Origin of the sequence: Mesorhizobium sp., from assembly GCF_005063415.1 — a bacterium.
In the GTDB taxonomy this organism is placed as follows: domain Bacteria; phylum Pseudomonadota; class Alphaproteobacteria; order Rhizobiales; family Rhizobiaceae; genus Mesorhizobium.
This window is the reverse complement of the sequence record NZ_SUEG01000002.1, coordinates 82,421-101,732: the sequence shown is the minus strand read 5'-3', so window position 1 is coordinate 101,732 and position 19,312 is coordinate 82,421. Positions and strand designations below refer to the sequence as shown.

The 19,312-nt window shown below is 60.4% G+C and carries 23 protein-coding genes; 4 read left to right on the top strand and 19 right to left on the bottom strand.

The window, feature by feature from the left end:
- Window positions 1-72: 72 nt before the first annotated feature.
- Both E5W70_RS01545 and E5W70_RS01540 read left to right on the top strand, forming a co-directional pair.
- On the top strand, window positions 73-1,602 hold the full coding sequence (locus E5W70_RS01545; protein WP_292653703.1) for an amino acid ABC transporter permease/ATP-binding protein: 1,530 nt from the start codon (window positions 73-75) through the stop codon (window positions 1,600-1,602).
- A gap of 110 nt (window positions 1,603-1,712) precedes the next feature.
- The gene (locus E5W70_RS01540) at window positions 1,713-2,822 is read left to right on the top strand and encodes a LacI family DNA-binding transcriptional regulator (RefSeq protein WP_292653702.1); all 1,110 of its coding nucleotides are present in this window, start codon (window positions 1,713-1,715) and stop codon (window positions 2,820-2,822) included.
- Between the two features lie 173 nt (window positions 2,823-2,995).
- On the opposite strand, the gene E5W70_RS01535 is transcribed toward E5W70_RS01540, so the two are convergent.
- The 19 genes from E5W70_RS01535 to E5W70_RS01445 all read right to left on the bottom strand — a co-directional run bounded on the left by E5W70_RS01535 (window position 2,996) and on the right by E5W70_RS01445 (window position 16,820).
- On the bottom strand, window positions 2,996-3,205 hold the full coding sequence (locus tag E5W70_RS01535) for a hypothetical protein (protein WP_292653701.1): 210 nt from the start codon (window positions 3,203-3,205) through the stop codon (window positions 2,996-2,998).
- Window positions 3,206-3,387: 182 nt separating this feature from the next.
- Window positions 3,388-3,615, bottom strand: coding sequence for a hypothetical protein (locus tag E5W70_RS01530; protein ID WP_292653700.1), 228 nt, complete (start codon window positions 3,613-3,615; stop codon window positions 3,388-3,390).
- Between the two features lie 250 nt (window positions 3,616-3,865).
- Window positions 3,866-4,216, bottom strand: coding sequence for a LacI family DNA-binding transcriptional regulator (locus E5W70_RS01525; RefSeq protein ID WP_292653699.1), 351 nt, complete (start codon window positions 4,214-4,216; stop codon window positions 3,866-3,868).
- A 326-nt stretch (window positions 4,217-4,542) separates the two neighbouring features.
- A complete protein-coding gene (locus E5W70_RS01520) occupies window positions 4,543-4,995 on the bottom strand; it encodes a type II toxin-antitoxin system VapC family toxin (RefSeq protein WP_292653698.1) in 453 nt (150 codons plus the stop codon).
- Window positions 4,976-5,218 carry a type II toxin-antitoxin system prevent-host-death family antitoxin gene (locus E5W70_RS01515; RefSeq protein ID WP_292653697.1) on the bottom strand — a complete coding sequence of 81 codons (243 nt, stop codon included), beginning with the start codon at window positions 5,216-5,218 and terminating at the stop codon, window positions 4,976-4,978. Before E5W70_RS01515 ends, E5W70_RS01520 begins: the two co-directional genes overlap by 20 nt.
- Before the next feature lie 331 nt (window positions 5,219-5,549).
- Window positions 5,550-6,620, bottom strand: a complete 1,071-nt coding sequence (gmd, locus tag E5W70_RS01510) for a GDP-mannose 4,6-dehydratase (RefSeq protein WP_292653696.1) — start codon at window positions 6,618-6,620, stop codon at window positions 5,550-5,552.
- Between the two features lie 256 nt (window positions 6,621-6,876).
- Window positions 6,877-7,014, bottom strand: a complete 138-nt coding sequence (locus E5W70_RS01505; protein ID WP_292653695.1) for a hypothetical protein — start codon at window positions 7,012-7,014, stop codon at window positions 6,877-6,879.
- 88 nt (window positions 7,015-7,102) lie between these two features.
- On the bottom strand, window positions 7,103-7,675 hold the full coding sequence (locus E5W70_RS01500; protein WP_292653694.1) for an FkbM family methyltransferase: 573 nt from the start codon (window positions 7,673-7,675) through the stop codon (window positions 7,103-7,105).
- An 871-nt stretch (window positions 7,676-8,546) separates the two neighbouring features.
- Entirely contained in the window at window positions 8,547-9,335 is a 789-nt protein-coding gene (locus tag E5W70_RS01495; RefSeq protein ID WP_292653693.1) for a hypothetical protein, read from the bottom strand.
- A gap of 46 nt (window positions 9,336-9,381) precedes the next feature.
- The gene (locus E5W70_RS01490) at window positions 9,382-10,638 is read right to left on the bottom strand and encodes an NAD(P)-dependent oxidoreductase (RefSeq protein ID WP_292653692.1); all 1,257 of its coding nucleotides are present in this window, start codon (window positions 10,636-10,638) and stop codon (window positions 9,382-9,384) included.
- A gap of 124 nt (window positions 10,639-10,762) precedes the next feature.
- Window positions 10,763-11,296, bottom strand: coding sequence for a dTDP-4-dehydrorhamnose 3,5-epimerase (gene rfbC / locus E5W70_RS01485; protein ID WP_292653691.1), 534 nt, complete (start codon window positions 11,294-11,296; stop codon window positions 10,763-10,765).
- 105 nt (window positions 11,297-11,401) lie between these two features.
- Window positions 11,402-12,484 carry a GHMP kinase gene (locus E5W70_RS01480; protein ID WP_292653690.1) on the bottom strand — a complete coding sequence of 361 codons (1,083 nt, stop codon included), beginning with the start codon at window positions 12,482-12,484 and terminating at the stop codon, window positions 11,402-11,404.
- 31 nt (window positions 12,485-12,515) lie between these two features.
- Window positions 12,516-13,571, bottom strand: a complete 1,056-nt coding sequence (locus E5W70_RS01475; RefSeq protein WP_292653689.1) for an SDR family oxidoreductase — start codon at window positions 13,569-13,571, stop codon at window positions 12,516-12,518.
- The gene (locus E5W70_RS01470) at window positions 13,564-14,832 is read right to left on the bottom strand and encodes an HAD-IIIA family hydrolase (protein ID WP_292653688.1); all 1,269 of its coding nucleotides are present in this window, start codon (window positions 14,830-14,832) and stop codon (window positions 13,564-13,566) included. The genes E5W70_RS01475 and E5W70_RS01470 overlap by 8 nt, the downstream gene beginning before the upstream one ends.
- Window positions 14,829-15,482 (bottom strand): SIS domain-containing protein, encoded by a 654-nt coding sequence (locus E5W70_RS01465; protein ID WP_292653687.1) that lies wholly within the window; start codon window positions 15,480-15,482, stop codon window positions 14,829-14,831. The genes E5W70_RS01470 and E5W70_RS01465 overlap by 4 nt, the downstream gene beginning before the upstream one ends.
- A 181-nt stretch (window positions 15,483-15,663) precedes the next feature.
- Window positions 15,664-15,969, bottom strand: a complete 306-nt coding sequence (locus E5W70_RS01460) for a hypothetical protein (protein WP_292653686.1) — start codon at window positions 15,967-15,969, stop codon at window positions 15,664-15,666.
- Window positions 15,970-15,999: 30 nt separating this feature from the next.
- Complete coding sequence (locus E5W70_RS01455) at window positions 16,000-16,272, bottom strand: integrase core domain-containing protein (RefSeq protein WP_292653685.1); 273 nt, start codon at window positions 16,270-16,272, stop codon at window positions 16,000-16,002.
- 75 nt (window positions 16,273-16,347) lie between these two features.
- Window positions 16,348-16,626, bottom strand: coding sequence for a hypothetical protein (locus E5W70_RS01450; RefSeq protein WP_292653684.1), 279 nt, complete (start codon window positions 16,624-16,626; stop codon window positions 16,348-16,350).
- Entirely contained in the window at window positions 16,623-16,820 is a 198-nt protein-coding gene (locus tag E5W70_RS01445; RefSeq protein ID WP_292653683.1) for a helix-turn-helix domain-containing protein, read from the bottom strand. The genes E5W70_RS01450 and E5W70_RS01445 overlap by 4 nt, the downstream gene beginning before the upstream one ends.
- A gap of 221 nt (window positions 16,821-17,041) precedes the next feature.
- Between E5W70_RS01445 and E5W70_RS01440 the strand changes: the two genes are divergently transcribed.
- Window positions 17,042-17,830 carry a WecB/TagA/CpsF family glycosyltransferase gene (locus E5W70_RS01440; protein WP_292653682.1) on the top strand — a complete coding sequence of 263 codons (789 nt, stop codon included), beginning with the start codon at window positions 17,042-17,044 and terminating at the stop codon, window positions 17,828-17,830.
- A gap of 162 nt (window positions 17,831-17,992) precedes the next feature.
- A complete protein-coding gene (locus tag E5W70_RS01435) occupies window positions 17,993-19,312 on the top strand; it encodes an oligosaccharide flippase family protein (RefSeq protein WP_292653681.1) in 1,320 nt (439 codons plus the stop codon).

The window sequence follows — 19,312 nt, the reverse complement described above, 5'->3', positions numbered from 1 at the left end:
GCGCGTATTCGTTGTCGTTTCCGGCCGGGCCCGTGAGCAACGGTGCCCGGCCGAGTTATAGATGGACTTGATATGAGCTGGTTCGACAACTTCGCCCGCAGCTTTCTTGATTTCCAGGCGATGGCAGAAGTTCTGCCGAACATGGTGATGGTCGGCCTCAAGAACACCTTGATCCTGGCCCTTGCCTCGACGTTTTTCGGGACGCTGATCGGTATCGTACTCGCCGTGATGGGGATTTCCGAGAACCAGCCGCTGAAACTCCTTGCCAGAGTCTACACCGATATCTTCCGCGGGCTTCCTGCCATTGTCACAATCCTGATCATTGGCCAAGGCTTCGCGCGGTTGGGCCGAGATCTGTTCGGTCCATCGCCGTATCCGCTTGGCATTCTGGCGCTCAGCCTGATCGCCGGCGCCTACATCGGGGAGATTTTCCGCGCCGGCATTCAGAGCGTCGAGCGTGGTCAGATCGACGCCACGCGCACCCTCGGCATGACATATGGCCAAGGCATGCGCCTTGTGGTGATCCCGCAAGGCATCCGCCGCGTCCTGCCTGCACTGGTCAACCAGTTCATCGGCAATGTTAAAGACTCCAGCCTGGTCTATTTCCTTGGTCTGCTCGCCTCCGAACGCGAACTGTTCCGCGTCGGCCAAGACCAGGCTGTGCTGACCGGCAACTTGTCGCCGCTCTTGCTGGCCGGCGTGTTCTATCTCGTGATCACGGTGCCGCTGACCCATCTCGTCAACTATATCGACGCGCGCATGCGTGTCGGCAAACGAATCACCGCCGTGCAGAGTGGCCTCAAGGAAGTCGCCGAGCTTGCCGAAGCCGTCGTGCCGGGCGCAGCGACGTCGCCCGCAGCACAGCCCATTCGCTTCAAGGGTGGCGGCATCGAGGTGAAGAATATCGACATGGCCTACGGCGCCGTCCAGGTGCTCCATGAGGTCAGTCTGAAAGTGCAACCCGGGACGGTCACCTGCCTCATCGGTCCGTCCGGCTCGGGCAAGTCCACCTTGCTGCGTTGCCTCAACCGCCTAGTAGAGTGTCGAGCCGGTGACATTCTGCTCGACGGCGAAAGCATCTACAAACAGACCCCTGACCAACTCCGGCGGCGCGTCGGGATGGTTTTCCAGCAGTTCAATCTGTTCCCCGACCGCAGCGCGCTCGCCAACATCACCCTGGCTCTGCGCAAGGTGAAACGCATGTCGCGCGAGGAGGCTGAGGGCGCGGCCTTGGCGAGGCTGCATGAAGTCGGACTGCTGGAGCGCAAGGATCACCGGCCAGCCAATCTCTCGGGCGGGCAACAGCAGCGGGTGGCCATCGCGCGTGCGCTCGCCCTCGAGCCCGAAATCATGCTGTTCGACGAAGTCACCAGCGCGCTCGATCCAGAATTGGTCAAGGGTGTGCTCAATTTGATGGCCGATCTCGGTCGCGGCGGGATGACGATGGTGGTCGTCACCCACGAGATGAACTTTGCTCGCAAAGTCGCGAACCAGGTCGTGTTCATGGACGAGGGGCGGATCGTCGAGGCAGGACGGCCAGAGGACCTTTTCGACAATCCGCAGAGTCCACGTCTTCGGCGCTTTCTGTCCGAGGTACTGTGATTGCAATGGTGTGCGCAACCGCGGGGGTTGCAGTGTTCGGCCTTGCTGGACGGGCTTAACTGCCGCTAGGTCGCCGTCACAACGCGCGCATTGGCGGCGGGGTTTGCCGAGTGACTGAAAGATCGTCGAAAAACGCAACCATCATAGAGGTCGCTCGCCGGGCCGGGGTGAGTTCCGCCACGGCGGGGCGTGTGCTTGGTGACTACGGCTACAGCAGCCCCGAGGTCCAGGAGAAGGTGCGCGCCGCTGCAGCTGAGCTGGGCTATCGCCCCAATCGCCTGGCCAAAGGTCTGATCACCGGTAAGACGCAGACTATCGGAGTTGTGGTTGGCGACATCGAAAGCCCGTTCTACGCGAGCGTGCTGCGCGGAATAGGGGATATGGCGCGCCGTGGCGGCTTCGGGGTTATCGTTACGAATAGTGACGAAAATGCCGAACTCGAGCGAGAGGCGGTGCAGCTGCTGCTGGAAAAGCAGGTCGACGGTTTAATTGTCTCATCGACTTTCGTGGACGAACCGGATCATCTTCGTGAGGCAGTCGCAGCCCGCTGTCCCGTCGTGCAGTTCGACCGCATGGTTGCGGGCCTGGAAACCGATTCAGTCGTGGTCGACAATGTTTCCGTAACGCGTAGCAGCATCGCGGCGATGATCGGTGCCGGACACAGCCGCATTGGAATTCTGGCGGAGCTCGGGCCGGGCCAACGCGATGATGTTGGCTCGTTTGTGGCAAACGCCGATCTCTCCAGCGCTGATATTCGCTATCATCATCCAAGCTGGCAAAGGCTATTGGGTTACCTCGAAGCCCATCGCGCCGCGGGCATTACGCCGGATCCGCAGTTGATCCGCCGCGTGGCGATCTATTCTAGCGAGGCGGCCCGCAAGGAGGCACTCGATCTGCTGACAATGCGCAATGCGCCGTCCGCCCTGTTTACCGCCGATGGCGTGATGTCGACAGGTGTTCTGGAGGCGACATCGGCACTGAAGCTTGCGATCCCAGGAGACCTTTCGCTGCTTTGCTTCGACGATCTCGACTGGATGCAATTCGTGGCCCAGGGTATCACAGCCATCGCGCAGCCGGCGCATTTGATCGGAGCGGCGGCGGCGGAGCTTCTCTTGAGGAGGTTAGGGGAGGCCACTTTGCCTTTCGAGCATTGTGTGCTGGCGGCCCGCTTGGTGGAGCGTAACTCAATTGCGGTCCATCGCAACCGCGAGGCCGTCTGATCTCCGGCCGCGACGGTCCGGCTGGAGCTGAATTGCAGCGCCTCTACGCCGGGGTCGATGCCATGCAGGGAGATTGTGACTGCCTTGTCTCTCTTCGCTTACCTACAATAACACCGGCCGGTGCGGATCGGCTCGGCTGAATGACAGCCCAGGCGGACTGCAGGGCACGACTACTACTGCTTACGATGCCCCGGCGTGAGCTGCGCAAGAAAACGGGTGAGAACATCCGGGTTCCCGTTGCGGATCTCGATGTCGTTCTTGCGCCGGATAGCGCCGCGCACAAGTCTGGCGCCGAGATAGCGGAACGGCTCTGGAGGCAATGCCAGCCTCCGGTCGATCCCGACCAGACCGCTGGCGCTCCACCGGTCCTTGGGCTCGAGCACCAGACTGGCCAGGACGCGGCCGCCGATCGGCGTCTGTGCAATGCCGGTTCCGTTGAACCCATGCCATAGAAGATGTTGGGATGACCCCGCAGGCCTTCCAGGGCGAGAGCCAGTTGATCGAGTTCGGGGCCCTCTGTCGCTTTCACCCTGCAGATGCCATATTTCTACAGCTTGATCTGGCTTTAACAGCCTTCCGCCCTTAGGGATCGCACCATTCGCACCACGACGGGATCGTACGGGATTTTTTCGGATCTGCTGTAGTTCATTGTAAAGAGCGCCGCACGGTCATTGCAGATCGCAATGACGCGTACATAGCGGATTTGCCCGTCCCTGAGGCCGGAATAACTGGCCCAAGCCGGCTTAACGCGCCGATAGGTCACTTTCCAGCCCGCCTTTTCGTCCTCGACCATTCGATGCTCTATCTCGGCGCGGAAACTGGCCTTTCCGAGCCTTGCGCCCCAAACAGCAAGAAAGGCCCCGTTTTTGCCCTGAAAAGCTGCCCCCCTGGTCGGAACGCTGAGTCAGAACAAAGCCAGGGGGCACATCGAATACAAAGCCAAACTGCTTGACGCCGAAGGGCTGCCACTCTTGCGCATAAAGAAGCGTGGTGGAAAATAACAACGAGACGAAGCTAAGCAGCAAACGGCTCATAGTGTTGAATTAGGGTCGCGTAATATACCGTCCATACCTTGCCGGATCCTGGTCGCCAATTTTTTGCCAACGCGACCTAGCAATCGGCAAGCTGTCGCAGTCGTAGGCACCGGCGGCGTTAACTCTTCCCAAAGTCTTTCGCCGATATGGGGCAGTTAAGCCGACGAGAGGCAATTGCCCGCTGCGCAGCGCCTGCGCGACGCGTTTGGCCCGATAGCCCAACCTGTCGGCTGCCTCGACCGCGCGAAGCGCGGTTTCGTCGCCGACGTAACCATAACTGTTGAGCGCCCGCGCAGCCGTCGCCCGCGATACGTTTGCCGCGGCGGCCACCTCTTTCAGAGTGATCCCCTTCTGCGTCAAGGCTATCGGTCCTCCGGCGACCTGGGCGGCATGCCAGGAGCATCTGGCCCCCCAGCATTGCAGCCACCCTTCCGCATATCGGCGCGTTATCGAATGCCAGGGCCTCTTGTGCCCGTTTTTTTGCGCAAACAGGATTTTTCCGTGTTGCCGGGCCGACTGGGGTCAAGCACCTCTGGGCACAAAATGCCTTCCTGGCCAGATGGCGCCAGGTCGTTGTCGGTCAAAGTTCGGCGAGAAAATCGCGGCGGTCCAAGGGCAGCCCGGAATCGAGAGCGTCGAAGGCTTCGGCACGTCGAACAACATAGGCAGGTGGTCGAGCGAAGAGGTCAGTTTCCATTCGCGAGCGGCCCGAGAATTCGGATTCCCTGGCGGCGCGCGGCAAGTGCGAGCTTGCGATCGAGGGTGGCCAGCGGCAACTCGGTTTCGATTGCCAGCGCAAGATAGGTGGCGTCATAGGCGCTAAGCCCGTGCGAAGCTAGCGTCAGCACTGCGCCGTCCGACCCGCCGCCGGCGTCCTCCAGCGGCAATCGGCGCAGCCGTGCCATGGTGGTGGCAGCTTCGCCCGCCGCGGTGCGGCCACGCCGCTCGGCCATCAGTACGACGTTACGGGCCTCGTGCCAGAACAGGGAAGGGACAGGCGCCGTTGTTCCCGGCAATCCTCGCATCAGGGCGGCCGCCGCCTCGCTGTCTTCATCAGGAAGAATCCAGGCAGCCGCCATGGAAAGGTCGACAACGAAAGGCATCAGACGATGATCGCCATCAAGCGCGGCGCCCTTCATCGCGCCAAGCCCGAATTTCGTCCTGCGTCACGGGCTTGGCACGGGCGCGGGCAGCGCTGATCTCTTCGATCACGGCCTCGACATCGTTGCGCCGTTGAATCCGCGACAGTTTAGCGATGGGATCGTTGCCGCGCGAAATAATCACCTCCTCGCCGGCTTCGACCCTTGAAAGCAGTTCCGAGAGATGCGTCTTGGCCTCGCCAACTTTCACCGTGATGGGCATTTCCCTGTCCTTGTCCGCGTCGGGGCCCTCGTGGCGAGCCGTGTTCATTGCCGTTGAGCTGAGTGCGGATTGCCCAACAATCGCTGTTCTGCCTGAGATAGGCGCAATCCTGGCCCTTGGTCAAAGCTTGGTCAAGTCACTGGGCCGGGACACTGCCGATCCCTCGGTTCGCCTCGCTATAATGAGTGGATCGCGCCTCAACCCAAAGGGCATCACAAAGCAAAATTGCCCCTCAGTCGCCGCGCTACACCCGAGCCGACATGCCGCCTGGCCAGCACAACTATCCGTTTTGCGTCGAGCCGATAAGGTGGTCCATGACCGGTGGCCCTTTCTAGACGCTACTGTCCCTGTGCCAGCTCTCTCGCTCCAGACGTTTCAGATCGGCGGCCACCATTTCCGCCACGAGGTCGCTGAACGTCCTCTTTGGCGACCAGCCGAGCATTGAGCGGGCTTTCGCGGGATTTCCCATCAGGAGATCGACCTCCGTCGGACGGAAATGGCGTGGGTCGACTCGGACGAGAATCTCTCCTGTCTTGCCATCTCGGCCGATCTCGTTCACCCCCTTACCTTCCCAGACGATGACGCGGCCGACTGCCCGAAAGGCACGCTCTACGAACTCTCGAACCGAGTGGGTTTCGCCCGTGGCGAGGACGAAGTCGTCTGGCTCGGCGTGCTGAACAATCCGCCACATGCCCTCCACATAGTCGCGAGCATGCCCCCAGTCGCGTTTCGCATCCAGATTTCCAAGATAGAGGGCGGACTGGAAGCCTCGCTCGATACCGGCAACCGCACGTGTGATCTTGCGGGTCACAAACGTCTCGCCGCGCGTGGGGCCTTCATGATTAAACAGTATGCCATTGGAAGCGAACATTCCGTACGCTTCACGGTAGTTGATCGTGATCCAATAGGCATAGAGTTTGGCCGCCGCATAGGGAGAGCGCGGGTAGAACGGCGTCTTCTCCGTCTGAGGCACCTCCTGGACTTTGCCGAACAACTCGGAGGTTGACGCTTGATAAAAGCGCACCCGCTCTCCCATCTTCAGGATGCGGATGGCTTCAAGCAGCCTGAGTGTGCCAAGGGCATCGGCGTTGCCGGTATATTCAGGCGTCTCGAAGCTTACCTGGACATGGCTTTGGGCCGCCAGGTTGTAGATTTCGGTGGGGCGAGTCTCCTGAATGATGCGGATGAGATTGGTCGCATCGGTCAGGTCGGCGTAGTGGAGAAAAAAGCGTGCGTCTGGTTCGTGCGGATCGACGTAGATGTCGTCGATGCGTTCGGTATTGAAGGAGGAGGATCTGCGTTTCAGTCCGTGGACAGTATAGCCGTTCTCCAGCAGCAGTCTGGCAAGGTAGGCACCGTCCTGACCGGTCACACCAGTTATGAGCGCAATGCGATCTGTCATCGGGTCCCATCCAATCGTTTGAGGGCTGTGGTGGCGCCGTCGACCGACGATCTGCCCCCACACTCCTCTAATGAAGGGCGAAAGCGCCTTGTTCGACCAGAGTGTCATTGTGGGAGGCACGCCAGCAAAAGGAGGTAATCCCCACCGCTCAATGCCCGTCACAGCTACTTCCCGTGCGTCCCCTTTCTGCTTGGCTGGCCTCTTCAGCCTATGCTCCTATGGCATGGACGTAGCCGCCCTGCCGCGAACCGTCAGTTCACAAGCGCTTGCGCCACTGCTTCTCCGCGAGCTGCTTGCCGGCCATGCTGCCGTCGGCAATGCCGAACATGTGGGTCGGCTGACCAGTCCGGCGCGGGCGATGCCTGCTGAGAAACGGTTCGTGTCCGGCCTGCATCTCGGGTCACCTGGCAAGCGTGGCGTCAGGTTGTTGCCGACGATCCCCCCCACCGACGGCGGCTTGTCGAAAGTTCTCGAAAGGCTTGTTATCGCGTCAGCAAAAATGACAATTCGTGGCCCGCAGGAGAAACATGGAACAGGGTGTAACCCTGGCTCTTTATCGCTTCCACTGTTCGGTAGGTTTGCTCCACCGGAGTGCGGTGCCACCAGTGGTGAAACTCGACGAGAATCTGTCTCGGTAAAACATCAGATCCAAGCACCTCTGGAAGAACGTCGTGCTCTGCCCCCTCAACGTCGAGTTTCAGCACATCTATAGTTGCCAGTCCGAGCATATCAAGGATAGTAGAGTAACGCCTCACGTTGCAGACAATGCTCTTGCCTGTAACCATCTTCGTGGAAAAATTGCTGCGTGTATCATCTTCGGATACAGAAAACGTCTGCTCCCCGTCGAAATTAGATATTCCCAAGGGGTAGATCCGCACAGTCGGGGGTAATTCCTGAGCGGCAATCCAGTCAAGACTGGCCGGAGTCGGATCAAACCCAAAGACCTTTGCACCGAATACTTTGCTGATTTCCTGATCAAATGAAATGTCGTCCCCTAAGCCAAATGAAAGAACAATAGGGGCGGGAGTACCTAGAAGAGGCTCGACCGCTACCACCCAACCTCCATATACGGAGCCGAGTTTTTGTGTAGGAACAGAGCATTCGGGCCGGAGAAGATGATCGAATCCTAAGGCCGCTCTTACAACGCGCTTACAATACCGGAGCCAATCTGGATTGTACATCAATAGTGCCTTTGGCTTATTTATAGTAGCTGTTCCGCTTGACTGCGCCGTCCTCACCGTGTCCAAAATGGACCAGAGCGCCAGATAGGTTCAGTCTGGCCTAACGCGGAGCGGCTATCCCCCTGTGAATTTTACATCAATTCCCTCACGCGACCAGAGCGCCATTGTGGCAGGCGCTCCCGCAAAAGGAGGTAATCCCCATCGCTCGGCGTTCGTAACAGATGCCGCGGGAGGGTCGCGTTGGGCTGGGCCAACGTCTTCGCCCTACTGCATAGGAAGTAGCCGCTCCGCTGCGAGCGCCGGCTCACGAGTCCCTACGCCGATACGCCGATGCCTCGTCCGTGGGCTGTGCCGGCTACTGCGGAGCCGAAGAAGTGGTAATCCTGTCGTTGCGGAGCTGAACGCAGGAAGGGCGGGCAGTTCGAATCGGCCTTGGCGGTTGCAACGAAATTGACCTGGGTTCGCCGAGCGGAGAGATCGGGCTTGTTGAACAGCGCGGCGCGCGCAATGTATTTGGGTACCTCAAAATGGCAGAGGTGATAGGGCCAGTGGAAGCCGTAGAGGGGCCTTCTACAGCTTGCCGGATGCTTATGTTTTGATCCCTTTGCATTGAGGTAATTCGCCGCTGTTGCGAACACCCCTCAGCATGGTTGTTGTTGTTTGGCCAAGATGACGCTTCCAGCCCGGCGATGCACGCACGATAAATTCGAGACCATCGTGTCGCTGGCCGGCTTCACATCAGTTCCTACTGGAGAAGCCCTTTGGCAAGTTCGCGCAAGTCCTGGAACGCAACAACAGCGTATGAGGCCAGAAAGCTGCACAGATAGAAGCTTGGTGGGGCGCCGTGCTCCCACCGGAGAACCAGGGCGCCGAGTTCAAGGCTCGGTCGCGTTTGTGCTAGCCATGCCAAGGTCGCGGCCAAGGCGAGGCTACCCAGAGCATTGGTCGGGTAATGCAGCCCCAAGTAGACTCGCGCAAGCTCTACCACCAAGGTGCAGGCCAGGGCGAGGAGTCCGAGTTCGAAGTGAACGAGAAGAATGGCGATCGCTAGACCCGCGAACAGAACCGCTCGCTCGCTGGGGAACCCGGGGGTGCCGGCGAACGGCGCTGAGCGCAGAACGGCAGCGTCGCCCAGAACATTCGGGATATGAAGCCCAAGTGCGGAGTCAAAAATCGGCTTTGGCGTCGTCGGCAGATTGCGCTGCAGGAAATGCGCTACGAGCGCCGCGAGGACAGCTGCGCAGACGCCGCTCACCAGCCTTGCCCTCGATTCCGGCCCGTCATGGGCGAACCAGCAATACCAAAGCAAGGACACAGCTATAGCGCCCTCGGTTGTTGGGTAGACGGCACCGAAAGCGAGCCGGCTGGCGAAGGGCTGATTGCTCGCTACGGTGTTGACGGCCTTTGCGAGGGGCCTGTCGATCCAATCCGGGTTAAGGGCCAGGAAAGTCGTACCCACAAAGAGGAGGCAAAGCGCGGCAGCATGCGTCAGGCAATGTAAATCGGATAACGTTCGCGCCATCGGTTCGGCCATCTCAACTCTCGGGGTTCGGTCGGCGGAACAACTGGAGTCCTGCTAACTAAGCGGTCGCAGAAACCTCGCGACGCAGGGAGGCTACAGAGCGGCCGAAGAAGGCAAGATCCTGCTCCCGGCGCAGTGCGTCGCAAAGCCGCCCGACCGGAAGCTCGATGTCGTCATAGCCGAGCACCTCGTCCCGCTTCACGTCGTGCAGCAGCCGGCAGCCCTCGGCGAGCCCGATCGGCACAAGCCGCTCGGCGTGCACCGTCCGCGCGTTCTCGCAGAGCCCGTAGGTCATGTAATGTCCAAGGCCATCGAGGATCTCTCCGGCACTAAGATCCCGCTTGGCGGCGGCCACCACATCAACGGTCGGCGCGCCCAGGGGCGCAATCGCAGCATCGCGGAATATTGCGGCCCTCGCCACCGTGGATGGCACCTCGAAATGACACAGATGATAAGGCCAATAGAAACAGTAGAGCGGTCCGGGGCCCATCTTGTAAAGTGAGAGATAGTGCTTCTCGACGGCATCCTCTGTGGTGCCAAGAACGAAGATACCGGGGTTGGGCATGGCGCCGACACAATAATCAACTATCCCCGGCCCCTCGAGGAGCTGATTGAGCGGATACCAGCCGACCGCCCCCTGGATCGGGCTACCAGGCTCGACCACAGGCCCGTACATGCCGCGCTTCGCCACCCGCATGCCTGTGGCGTTGGCTACGATGGCGTTCTCGAACGAGATCTTCGTGCCGTCCGCGAAGGAGGTGACCATCGGGGCCTTCATCCCCCACTTCTTGGCAAAACCCTCCTGGGTCGTCGGATTTCGGTAGGGATCGTGCAGGCCCTTGATGTTCCCGCAAAGCACCGGACGTATGCCCAGGCCCCTGACCCAACGGTAGAGGTTCATGATTACACCGGGCTGATCCCCCTCCACGTTGGTGAGGACCACTCCTGCCCGGTCGGCATACACTTTCAGGATCGGTCCGATCGTGCCGTCGAGCTCGGCATTCATCAGGGCGACATGCTTGCCGTGCCGGATCGCGCGCATTGTGACGTGGGCAGCGAACTCGATCGCGCCTGTCGCCTCGACGATGACGTCGATGCCGTCGGCCTCGCAAATGTGCATCGGGTCCGCCGTGATCGCGCGGCGACCGCGCGCCACGAGATCCTCAAGCGCTTTGGTGCTGGTCGCCTCCGTCACATCGTCTTCGCCTGCAGCGGCATAGGCATCTCGCGCCTTTTCCACGTGCCTGTTGGAAATCGCCGCGAGCTCCATGCCTGGCACATATCGCAGCATCTGCAGCGCGATGCCTTGGGCCATGAACCCGGCCCCCACCAAACCCACGCGAATTGGCCGCCCCTGAGCCTGGAGCCTCTCCAACTCCCTGTCGACAATGAACATTTACGTTCCCCTGTGCTGCTCCCGAAAGTCGGGCGGCGAAAGGTTAGCGGTCATAATCCGGCCAGCTTCGGTCCTTGTCAGAAATCTGCGCCGGCGCATCCACCGGCCACATCACGGCGAAGGCAGGATCGTTCCAGCGAACACCGCGCTCGGCAGCCGGTGTGTAGAATTCGGAGACGAGATATGTCGCCTCGGAGTGGTCCTCCATGGTGAGAAAGGCGTTCGCGCAGCCCTTCGGTATGACCAGCATCCGTTGGTTCGCCGCTGAAAGTTCCACCGTGAGGTGCTCCTTATAGGTGGGCGATTGGGGCCGCAGGTCGATCAGCACGTCGTACAGGCTGCCCCGGATGCAGCGAAGCATCTTGTCCTCGCCATGGGGAGCCAGCTGGTAATGGAAGCCGCGCAGTGTGTGCTTGTGCCTGTTGTATGAAATATTCATCTGCACGACACGATCCGGAAGCCCCTGCTCGGCAAACTCCCGCGAACACCAGCCGCGTGCGAAAGAGCCCCGCTCGTCTTCGAATTTCTGCAGTTCCACCAGGGTGGCGCCGGGAATATCGGTCTTTATGAAAAGCATCGTAGATCCATTAGTCAAATGAGTGTCACGTCGGGTCGCATCTCCGACGATCTCTCCTGAGGGTTGCTCGCGCCGGCGGTCCGCTTGTGCGATCGCGGGACGGCATCAGACTTGCGCCGGATGCAAGAGGCGCGAGCCGTGGACTTCATAGCCAATAGGCACATAGGCTAGGTGTGAGAGTGCGCGCCGTACACTTTCCCGGCGTTCCGGCTTGACCGCGAACATAAGAAATCCGCCGCCGCCGGCGCCACACAGCTTGCCGCCTTCCGCACCTGCATCCCTGGCGAGGTCGTAGTGGCCGTTGATCTCCGCGTTGCTCACGCGGGACGCCAAACTCCGCTTCATCTCCCACCCTGCGTGAAGGACGGCACCGAAGCGTTCTATGTCGATGACGGGCTCCGAAAAGATCTCCTGAAGCATGAAGGCATCGTCCCGCATCCGCCTAAGCGTATCGAGATTGCTTGACGTTTTCGCCTTCTGCTCTGTCAGCACGGAACTGGCCGGTCGCTGATGCGATGTCCAGAACATCATCAGGTTGCTGAAGAGATGTTCGACGGCGCCATTGCGCACCCGCTGTGGCTCGACCGTTACCGCGCCGCCCGGCTGGAAGCGGAACAGGTTCATGCCCCCGAACGCGGCGGCATACTGGTCCTGCTTGCCAATCGGTTCCTTGAGGATGTCCATCTCGATGTGACATGCCTCTTCGGCCAGTTGGCCAGGGGTGACACGTTCTCCCCGGAATGCATGCAGGGCGTTGAGCAGTCCCACCGTGAACGAGCTCGACCCCCCCATGCCCGTCGAGGCCGGCATGTCTCCGACCGTCGAGATGTAAATTGGCGGTTCGATCTCCAGGAAACGCAGGCATTCGCGAGCGATGTTGTTCTTGATCTCCCCTATGGTGTTTACCTGCTCCGTCTGTGAATAGTTCAAGCGGATGGGTTCATTAAAGATCACGCTGTGACGCTTAACGGTGACATAGATGTACTTGTCCACTGCTGCGCTGAAGACCGCGCCGCAATCGAGATTGTAGAAATCGGGCAGATCAGTACCGCCGCCAGCAAAACTGACGCGCAAAGGGGTGCGCGTCAGGACGAGAGACGGTAAACGCTGTGCAGCGCGATCGATGATGGTCGGAAGGTCCAGTCCTGAGCGACGCTCCACGACTTTGGTCCCGTCTAGCTGTTCCATATTTTGCCCTCGAAAATCGACAGAATGAAAATTAGGCAACACGCGGCTGTGCGGTTCGCCAGCGCAACTGATCATCGAGCATCCCCGCCTTGAGCAAATGATCGAGCCAGCGCAGCCGCGTGAAGCGCTTGTCGGTAAAGTCTTCAAATGTAAGTGCGATCGAGCGGAACGCCTCGTAAAGCTCCTGCGCTCGCATTCGCGCCGTCCACTGAAACTCGAAATCCGGGAAAGTCCGTGAGAACTTGCTGAAGTCCGCCTTGTAGGTCCTTTGATCCGCGCCCGGCTTCGGTGTCATTGTGAGCTGCGCGCCGGGGACGGCCTCAACGGCGATCTCCGCTATCTCGCTCACCTGGAGATTGAGGCTTTCAACACCCATGTTGAACGCCTCATTGTGGATGTCCTGTAGCGGCGCCTCCAGCATCAATTTGAAATAGCGCGCGACATCCTGGACATGAACCACGGGCCGCCATGGCGTGCCATCGCTATGGACTTCGACACGTCCAGTGGTGAAGGCGCTGCCCATGAAATTGTTCAGCACGGTGTCGAAGCGCATTCTCGGCGAGAGACCATAGACGGTGCCGTTGCGGCAATAGACGGGCGAGAACCGGTCGTCCGCCAGCGCGCGCAGCGCTTCTTCGGCAACAGCCTTTGATCTTGCGTATTCTGTTTGCGGCGCCAGCGGGGCGGTTTCGTCGACGACGGCGGCTTCCGACATGCCATACATGATGCAAGAGGAGGAAAATAGGAACCGCCGGACGCCGGCCGCCTTGGCCATCGTGGCCAGACGAACTGTCCCGTCCGCATTGATCTGCCTCGTCCAATCCGCGTTGAGATTTCCGATCGGGTCGTTCGAGAGTGCCGCCAGATGGATCACCGCGTCAAAGCCCTGCAGATCCGGGGGTTCGATGGCGCGCAGATCCTTTGTGATCTCGGGCACACTGGTATTGTCCGTTCCCAGGGTGCACGCACGAAAATATCCGATGTCCAGCCCGACCACCTCATAGCCCGCCGCCTGCAACACGGGCACCATGACAGAACCGAGATATCCATTGTGTCCGGTGACGAGAACGCGTGTTGATTCATTCATGTCTGCCGTGCTCCGCTTTCGAAAGGAGTTGACGGGTGAGGTCCAGAAGCGAGCATTGCTCGCTTACTTGCGCGTATAGGCAGTCTGCGGCTTCGGCCGCTTGACGGTCACAATCGTCATCGCCGACAAACAGTGTGCGTGTGAGGTCGAGATCAAAGTCGCGCTGTGCCTGATACAGCATGCCGGGTTTGGGCTTGCGGCAGTCGCAGCCGTCGTCCCAGCCATGTGGGCAGTGGTAGATCTCCGCGATCTTGCCGCCGACGGCTTCGGCCTCGGCGCACATGCGCTGGTGAAGCGCCTCGAGATCAGCGGCGGTCATCGCTCCGCGCGCTATCCCTGCCTGGTTGGAGATGATGACTATGCGGTAGCCGGCCTCGTTCAGAAGGGCCAACGCCTGCTTTGCACCCGGAACCCACTCCCACTGGTCCCATGAACACACATATTGAGCCCGTGGCGGTCTGCAGTTGAGTACGCCGTCCCTATCTACGAGCATGGTTTTTTCGCGGCTCATAAAGCGCTCCGTCGCGGGTAGACGCTCGATCGAGCCCACGCTGTAGTAGCGGTGCTCGCTTACGAAGCCGGCGAGGCGATGCTGCGTCGCGAGCGGCGTGTAGATGGCCTCCTCGAAGAGGGTGTCCTCGTCGGGCAGGAGTTCGAGGGCGAGATCGGTCAGTATGGCATAGCTGATCTCGACTCCCTGCAGCCCGGGCGTGGTGCGGAGCCGATCGAAGACGGTCACATTGTCGTTCGCATCAAGGATCACGCTGCCGCGTGAATAGCCGTCCTTGTTGCTGTAGACCGTGATCATTCCAGGCTTGCCGGCCGCACAGAAGCGTTGCCACAACCGCTCCATGCGCATCGGCCAGTAATTGTCGCAATACAGCAGCAGGAAGCACGGATCTATGAGGTGACGGCCATTGGATACCCGGCTGCTGGTGAGGTCGTCGGGACGGGTGACGGCATATTCGATACTGAGGCCGAACCTGCTGCCGTCGCCAAAATGGTCCATCACTACATGGGGCAAATACCCGAGTAGAAGAAGAACCCTTTCGAACCCCTCCTGCCGCAGCTGTTCGATCTGGTATTCCAAAAAAGGGCGGCCGCGCACCGGCACCATTGGTTTCGGGCGATCGATTGTGATCGGCCGCATGCGCGTGCCACGCCCGCCGGCCAGGATGACCGCCTGGCGCGGCCGGCTGTAGGTGCGGCCTTCGACATCTGCCTTTTGCAGGCAGGGAGAGCTCGGCAGGACAATATTCATTGACCGCGCTCCGGTCGGTCGGCGATGAGGTATCGCGTGATGGCATGACAGATCGCGGCGTGGACGTCCTCGACGAGTTCGTAGGTGCCTTTTTCGGACCTCACCCATACTGGCTGGTCGACGAGCTCCTTAAGCGTGCCGCCGTCAAAACCGACAATGCCGATGGTGGCTACCTTCCTTTCGCGAGCGAGTTCGACTGCCCGCACGAGATTAAGCGAGTTCCCGCTGGCTGAAATCACTATGAGCACGTCACCCGGCTTGGCGAAGTTCTCCATCTGGCCGGCAAAGATACGCTCGTAGCCTTCGTCATTGCCGAGCGCCGTCATCCAGGAGACGTTGTCTGTCAGCCCTATGACCCGGATTGGCTGCCTTCCCGAGCGTTTCGTGGCCTTACCGAGGTCATTGACCCAGTGGGAGGCGGTCGCTGCGCTGCCGCCGTTGCCGGCGACGAAGACTGTGCCGCCCGCATCGCGTACGGCGCGCAGCAACTGTATCGCCTCCTGCACGGCGTCCGTATCGATCTGCGCCAATGCGATGCAAAGCGATGCCAGATAATCCTGCGTGAATTCTTTAGGCTGCAACCAGAGGGCATCATCCCGCGAACATTTGCGATATGCCACCACTCCCTGATCGATCGCGAGCTCTGTCATGCCACCCTCGATTGCTGCAATGGTGAGCCATCATCACAGCGTGCGAGCACTTCGAGTTCAATTGCTATTCCGGACGGGAAGCTGGGGGGCGGCGCTCATCGGAGGTACTTAAAAGGAATATCCCTTGTTCTCTCCGTTGCGGCCGGCACGCCGGCAGGTCGCCATATCGGCGTCAAGATCGTCACGGTGTCGCCCGACAACAATGCCGTAGGCAACCCGCGGCGCTGCGGCGCACCAGCTTCATGCGCCTGGTATCGATGATGCCAAGTGGATGGGCGTGGAAGCGGAGCGCCCATTCACCATCCTCGGTTTCGATGGCGGCGACCGCTTCGCCGGCCAGCGCCTTGGAAACGTAGACGAAGCCGCCGTTCCGCCTGATCTCGCCATGTGGCGCACGCTGCGCGCCGCCGCCTCGGCCGGATAGTCGGGCTCGGGCGGTGTCGTCGGCACGAGTCGAGGCGCGGTAATGCTGCGCCGGGGTGTCCATGGCCAGCGTCTCATGCGGACGCTCCTCATTCTAGGCGTGCTGGAAGGCCTCGAAGGCCTTGCCCTGGGCCATTCTGTCGGCCTCCGGCGCCTCGGCCAGCGGCAGCATAGTCAGGTGGAAGCGCTCGTGGCGGCCGTTCTGCTGCGGCTTGCCGGGCGCGATCCGCTCCAGCGTGATGCCGAGCTTGATGAAGCGCATCGCAAGCGGCGTCAACCCGGTGACGCCGGCCGACGCGAAGGGCGGGCCATTATCGCTTCTGAGCCGATCCGGCAGGCCATGCTCCTCAAACAGCCGCTCGAGCACCGGCCAGGCCTCGTCATGCCGTCGAGCCCGTCGCTTCGAGCGCCAACAGGTAGCGGCTCGACGCATCCATCACCGTCAACGCCTCGCAGCGCCACCCGTCACGGGTCCGGAACCAGCTTTGTGATCGCCCGTCCACACCGCGTTCGGCGCCTCGGCTTGCGGCGATGGTCCGTTGCCGCAGGCCCGCAGCCGTGCCCGCTTGCGGACGCTGACAAGGCCGTGCCGCGCAAGGATCGCCCCAGCCGTCGAGGCCGATGGCCAGGCCAACTCGGGAGCGATGCGCTTCAGCCGTGCAACGATCTTCTTCGGTCCCCACAGCGGGTGCGTCTCCTTGGCCGCAACAATCTGTTTCACCAGATCCAAAGCCGTCGCCCGGCCATGATTGAGCGGCGCCCGCGGCAGTCATGCAAGCCTTCCGGGCCGAGCGCACGATAGCGACCAAGCCATTTGTAGCCGGTCTTGCGCGATATGCCGAAGCCAGCACACAACTCGCTCATCGCCTCATCGCCCGCCAGGCAATCCACAACAAACCGAAGCCGCTCGTCCATGATGCCAGTCTCTTGCCAAACCATCGCTCTCCCGGCGGACAAGAAAACTGTCACCCATGCAATCGGTCCATTCTGTTACCTATCTATCCGGTTGGGACAGGATATTCCTTTTAAGTACCTCCGCTGAGCGCCGCCCCCCAGCTTCCCGTTCGGAATAGCAATTGAACTCGAAGTGCTCGCACGCTGTGATGATGGCTCACCATTGCAGCAATCGAGGTGGCATGACAGAGCTCGCGATCGATCAGGGAGTAGTGCGCGAGCAAGTGCTTGGGGTACCCGTGCACGCTCTGGGCTTGGCGCAGGCAGTCAACTGCGTCTTCGACTGGGCGCTGCGGCGGGAGAGCCGAACGGTTTTCCTGTGCAATGCCCACAGTGTCGTTACCGCCCGCCGCAATCGCGCCCATGCCGAAGCGATAGATAGCGCCGACCTTGTCGCGCCGGATGGAGCGCCGGTGGCCTGGATGCTGAGGCGGCAGGGACACGCGGATCAGCCGCGCATCGCCGGACCGGACCTGATGTGGATTTGTTGCCGGAGGGCATCGGAACTGGGCTCGGCAATGTTCCTGTACGGCGGCAGCCCGGGCACCCTGCAACGTCTCGAACAGTGCATTCGAACCGAGTTTGCCGGCATAAACATCGTGGGCTCTTACTCCCCTCCGCTCCGCCCTCTGTCGGCCGAGGAGGATGAGGCAGTGGTCAGAATGATCAATCAGTCCGGTGCGAGGATCATGTGGGTGGGGCTCGGATGTCCCAAGCAGGAAAGCTGGATGCAGGCGCATCGCGGCCGGATCAATGCGGTCATGTTAGGGGTAGGAGCAGCTTTCGATTTCCATGCCGGAGACGTCAAGCGGGCGCCGCAATGGATGCAGAAGAGCGGGCTGGAATGGCTGCACCGGCTCTTCCAGGATCCCCGCCGCCTGGCGATCAGGTACCTCGTGACGAACAGCCTGTTCATCCTGGCTTTGCTGCAGGCATCGCTGCTTCCCAGGCGCGGACTTCGTGACGGTTAGAGGAAGGCGGAACCAGTGAACACACTTGGACCGCCGTATTGCCGATTTGCGCCAACGCCTTCACGGCCGGCTGTTCTTTGGCGCTGCTGCTGGGAGGCGGCGCTACCATATCTGGACTGTGTGGTTTGCATTGCCTCGACAGGCACCTGACTGGAGGCTACCATGACTCTGAGCAAACAGGCCGCCAGTCTGGCTGTCCTGCATGTCACCGACGTCCTGCAGCCGCTGATCATCTTGCCCTATGCCGGGCGTGTCCTTGGGCCCATGAGTTTCGGGCAGTACGCGTATGCGCTCGCCATCGGACAACTCGCCGCCTCGGTCGTGGCCTATGGATTTCATTGGACCGCGCAGCGCAGGGTTGCTTCCCTTCGATACGAGCCGGCGGCGATCGCGTCACTCGTTGCTCAGGTCATGGCCACTAAGGCAGTGCTGTTCGTTGCCGTATGCCTGGTTGGCCTTGTGCTGGCCGGCGACGTCCTGGCGCTCAGTAGGCCGACATTCCTGTGCGCGATGCTCTCGGCCGCCGGCGGCATTATTTTTCCGGCCTGGCTCTTCGTCGGCCTGGAACGCGCCTGGCAGGCGACCGTCGCGGTGGTTGTTGCTCGCGTTCTGGCGCTCGTCTGTTTCGTCGCCATGGTCGCATCACCTGACCAGGTCGCGCTCGCCGTTGCCATCCAGAGCGCAGTTCCCGTCCTCAGTGGCGTCATCTGCTTACCTTTCATCCTTCCGATTGGGTTCGGCGGTTTCAGGTCCGTGACGCTTTCGACGATTGGAATGCAGCTGCGCAACGGCTGGAGGGGATGCCTCTTCTTAGCCGTGGAGTCTGCCCTCGTCACCCTCCCTGTCGCCCTTGTCGGGCATTTCGAAGGTTATGTCGCAGCCGGACAATATTCTGTCGCCGAAAAATTCCTACTAGCCGCGCGGATATTTTTTAAGTTGCTTATGGATACCTTCATACCGAGGGTTTCATACTACGCTCATTTCGACCCTGCTGCCGGAATACGACTAATAAGGAGATCATTATTCACCATAGCAGGCGGGACGGCGATGACTATTGGAATGTTATTTGTTGCTCCATATATAATATTGATCCTCTTCGGAGATGAATTTTCAGGAGCGATACCTATCGTGCGCGCAATGGCCATTATACCATTGCTGATGAACATAAATACATTCACGTCAAATATATTCATGTTCAGTTACGGCTATGAAAATGAATGGGCCGTCCTTAACGTATCCGGTCTGCTAGTATTCCTGGTGGCCACATATTTTTTGTCTTTCGTCATGGCGGAGCAAGCCATTGTTTACGCGATGGTGGCGAAGGAAGTCGTCGTGCTGGTGGTTTCAGCCGGCTTCTTCCTCATTGGCGGAGCGGCCGTCCTTCGCACGGCGGCGGCTTGCGACGCAGGCCGGGTGCGAGGATATCCCCCTGCGTCCCAATCCGCGCCGTTGGAACACGAGGCGGATCATTTCCGGTCGTAG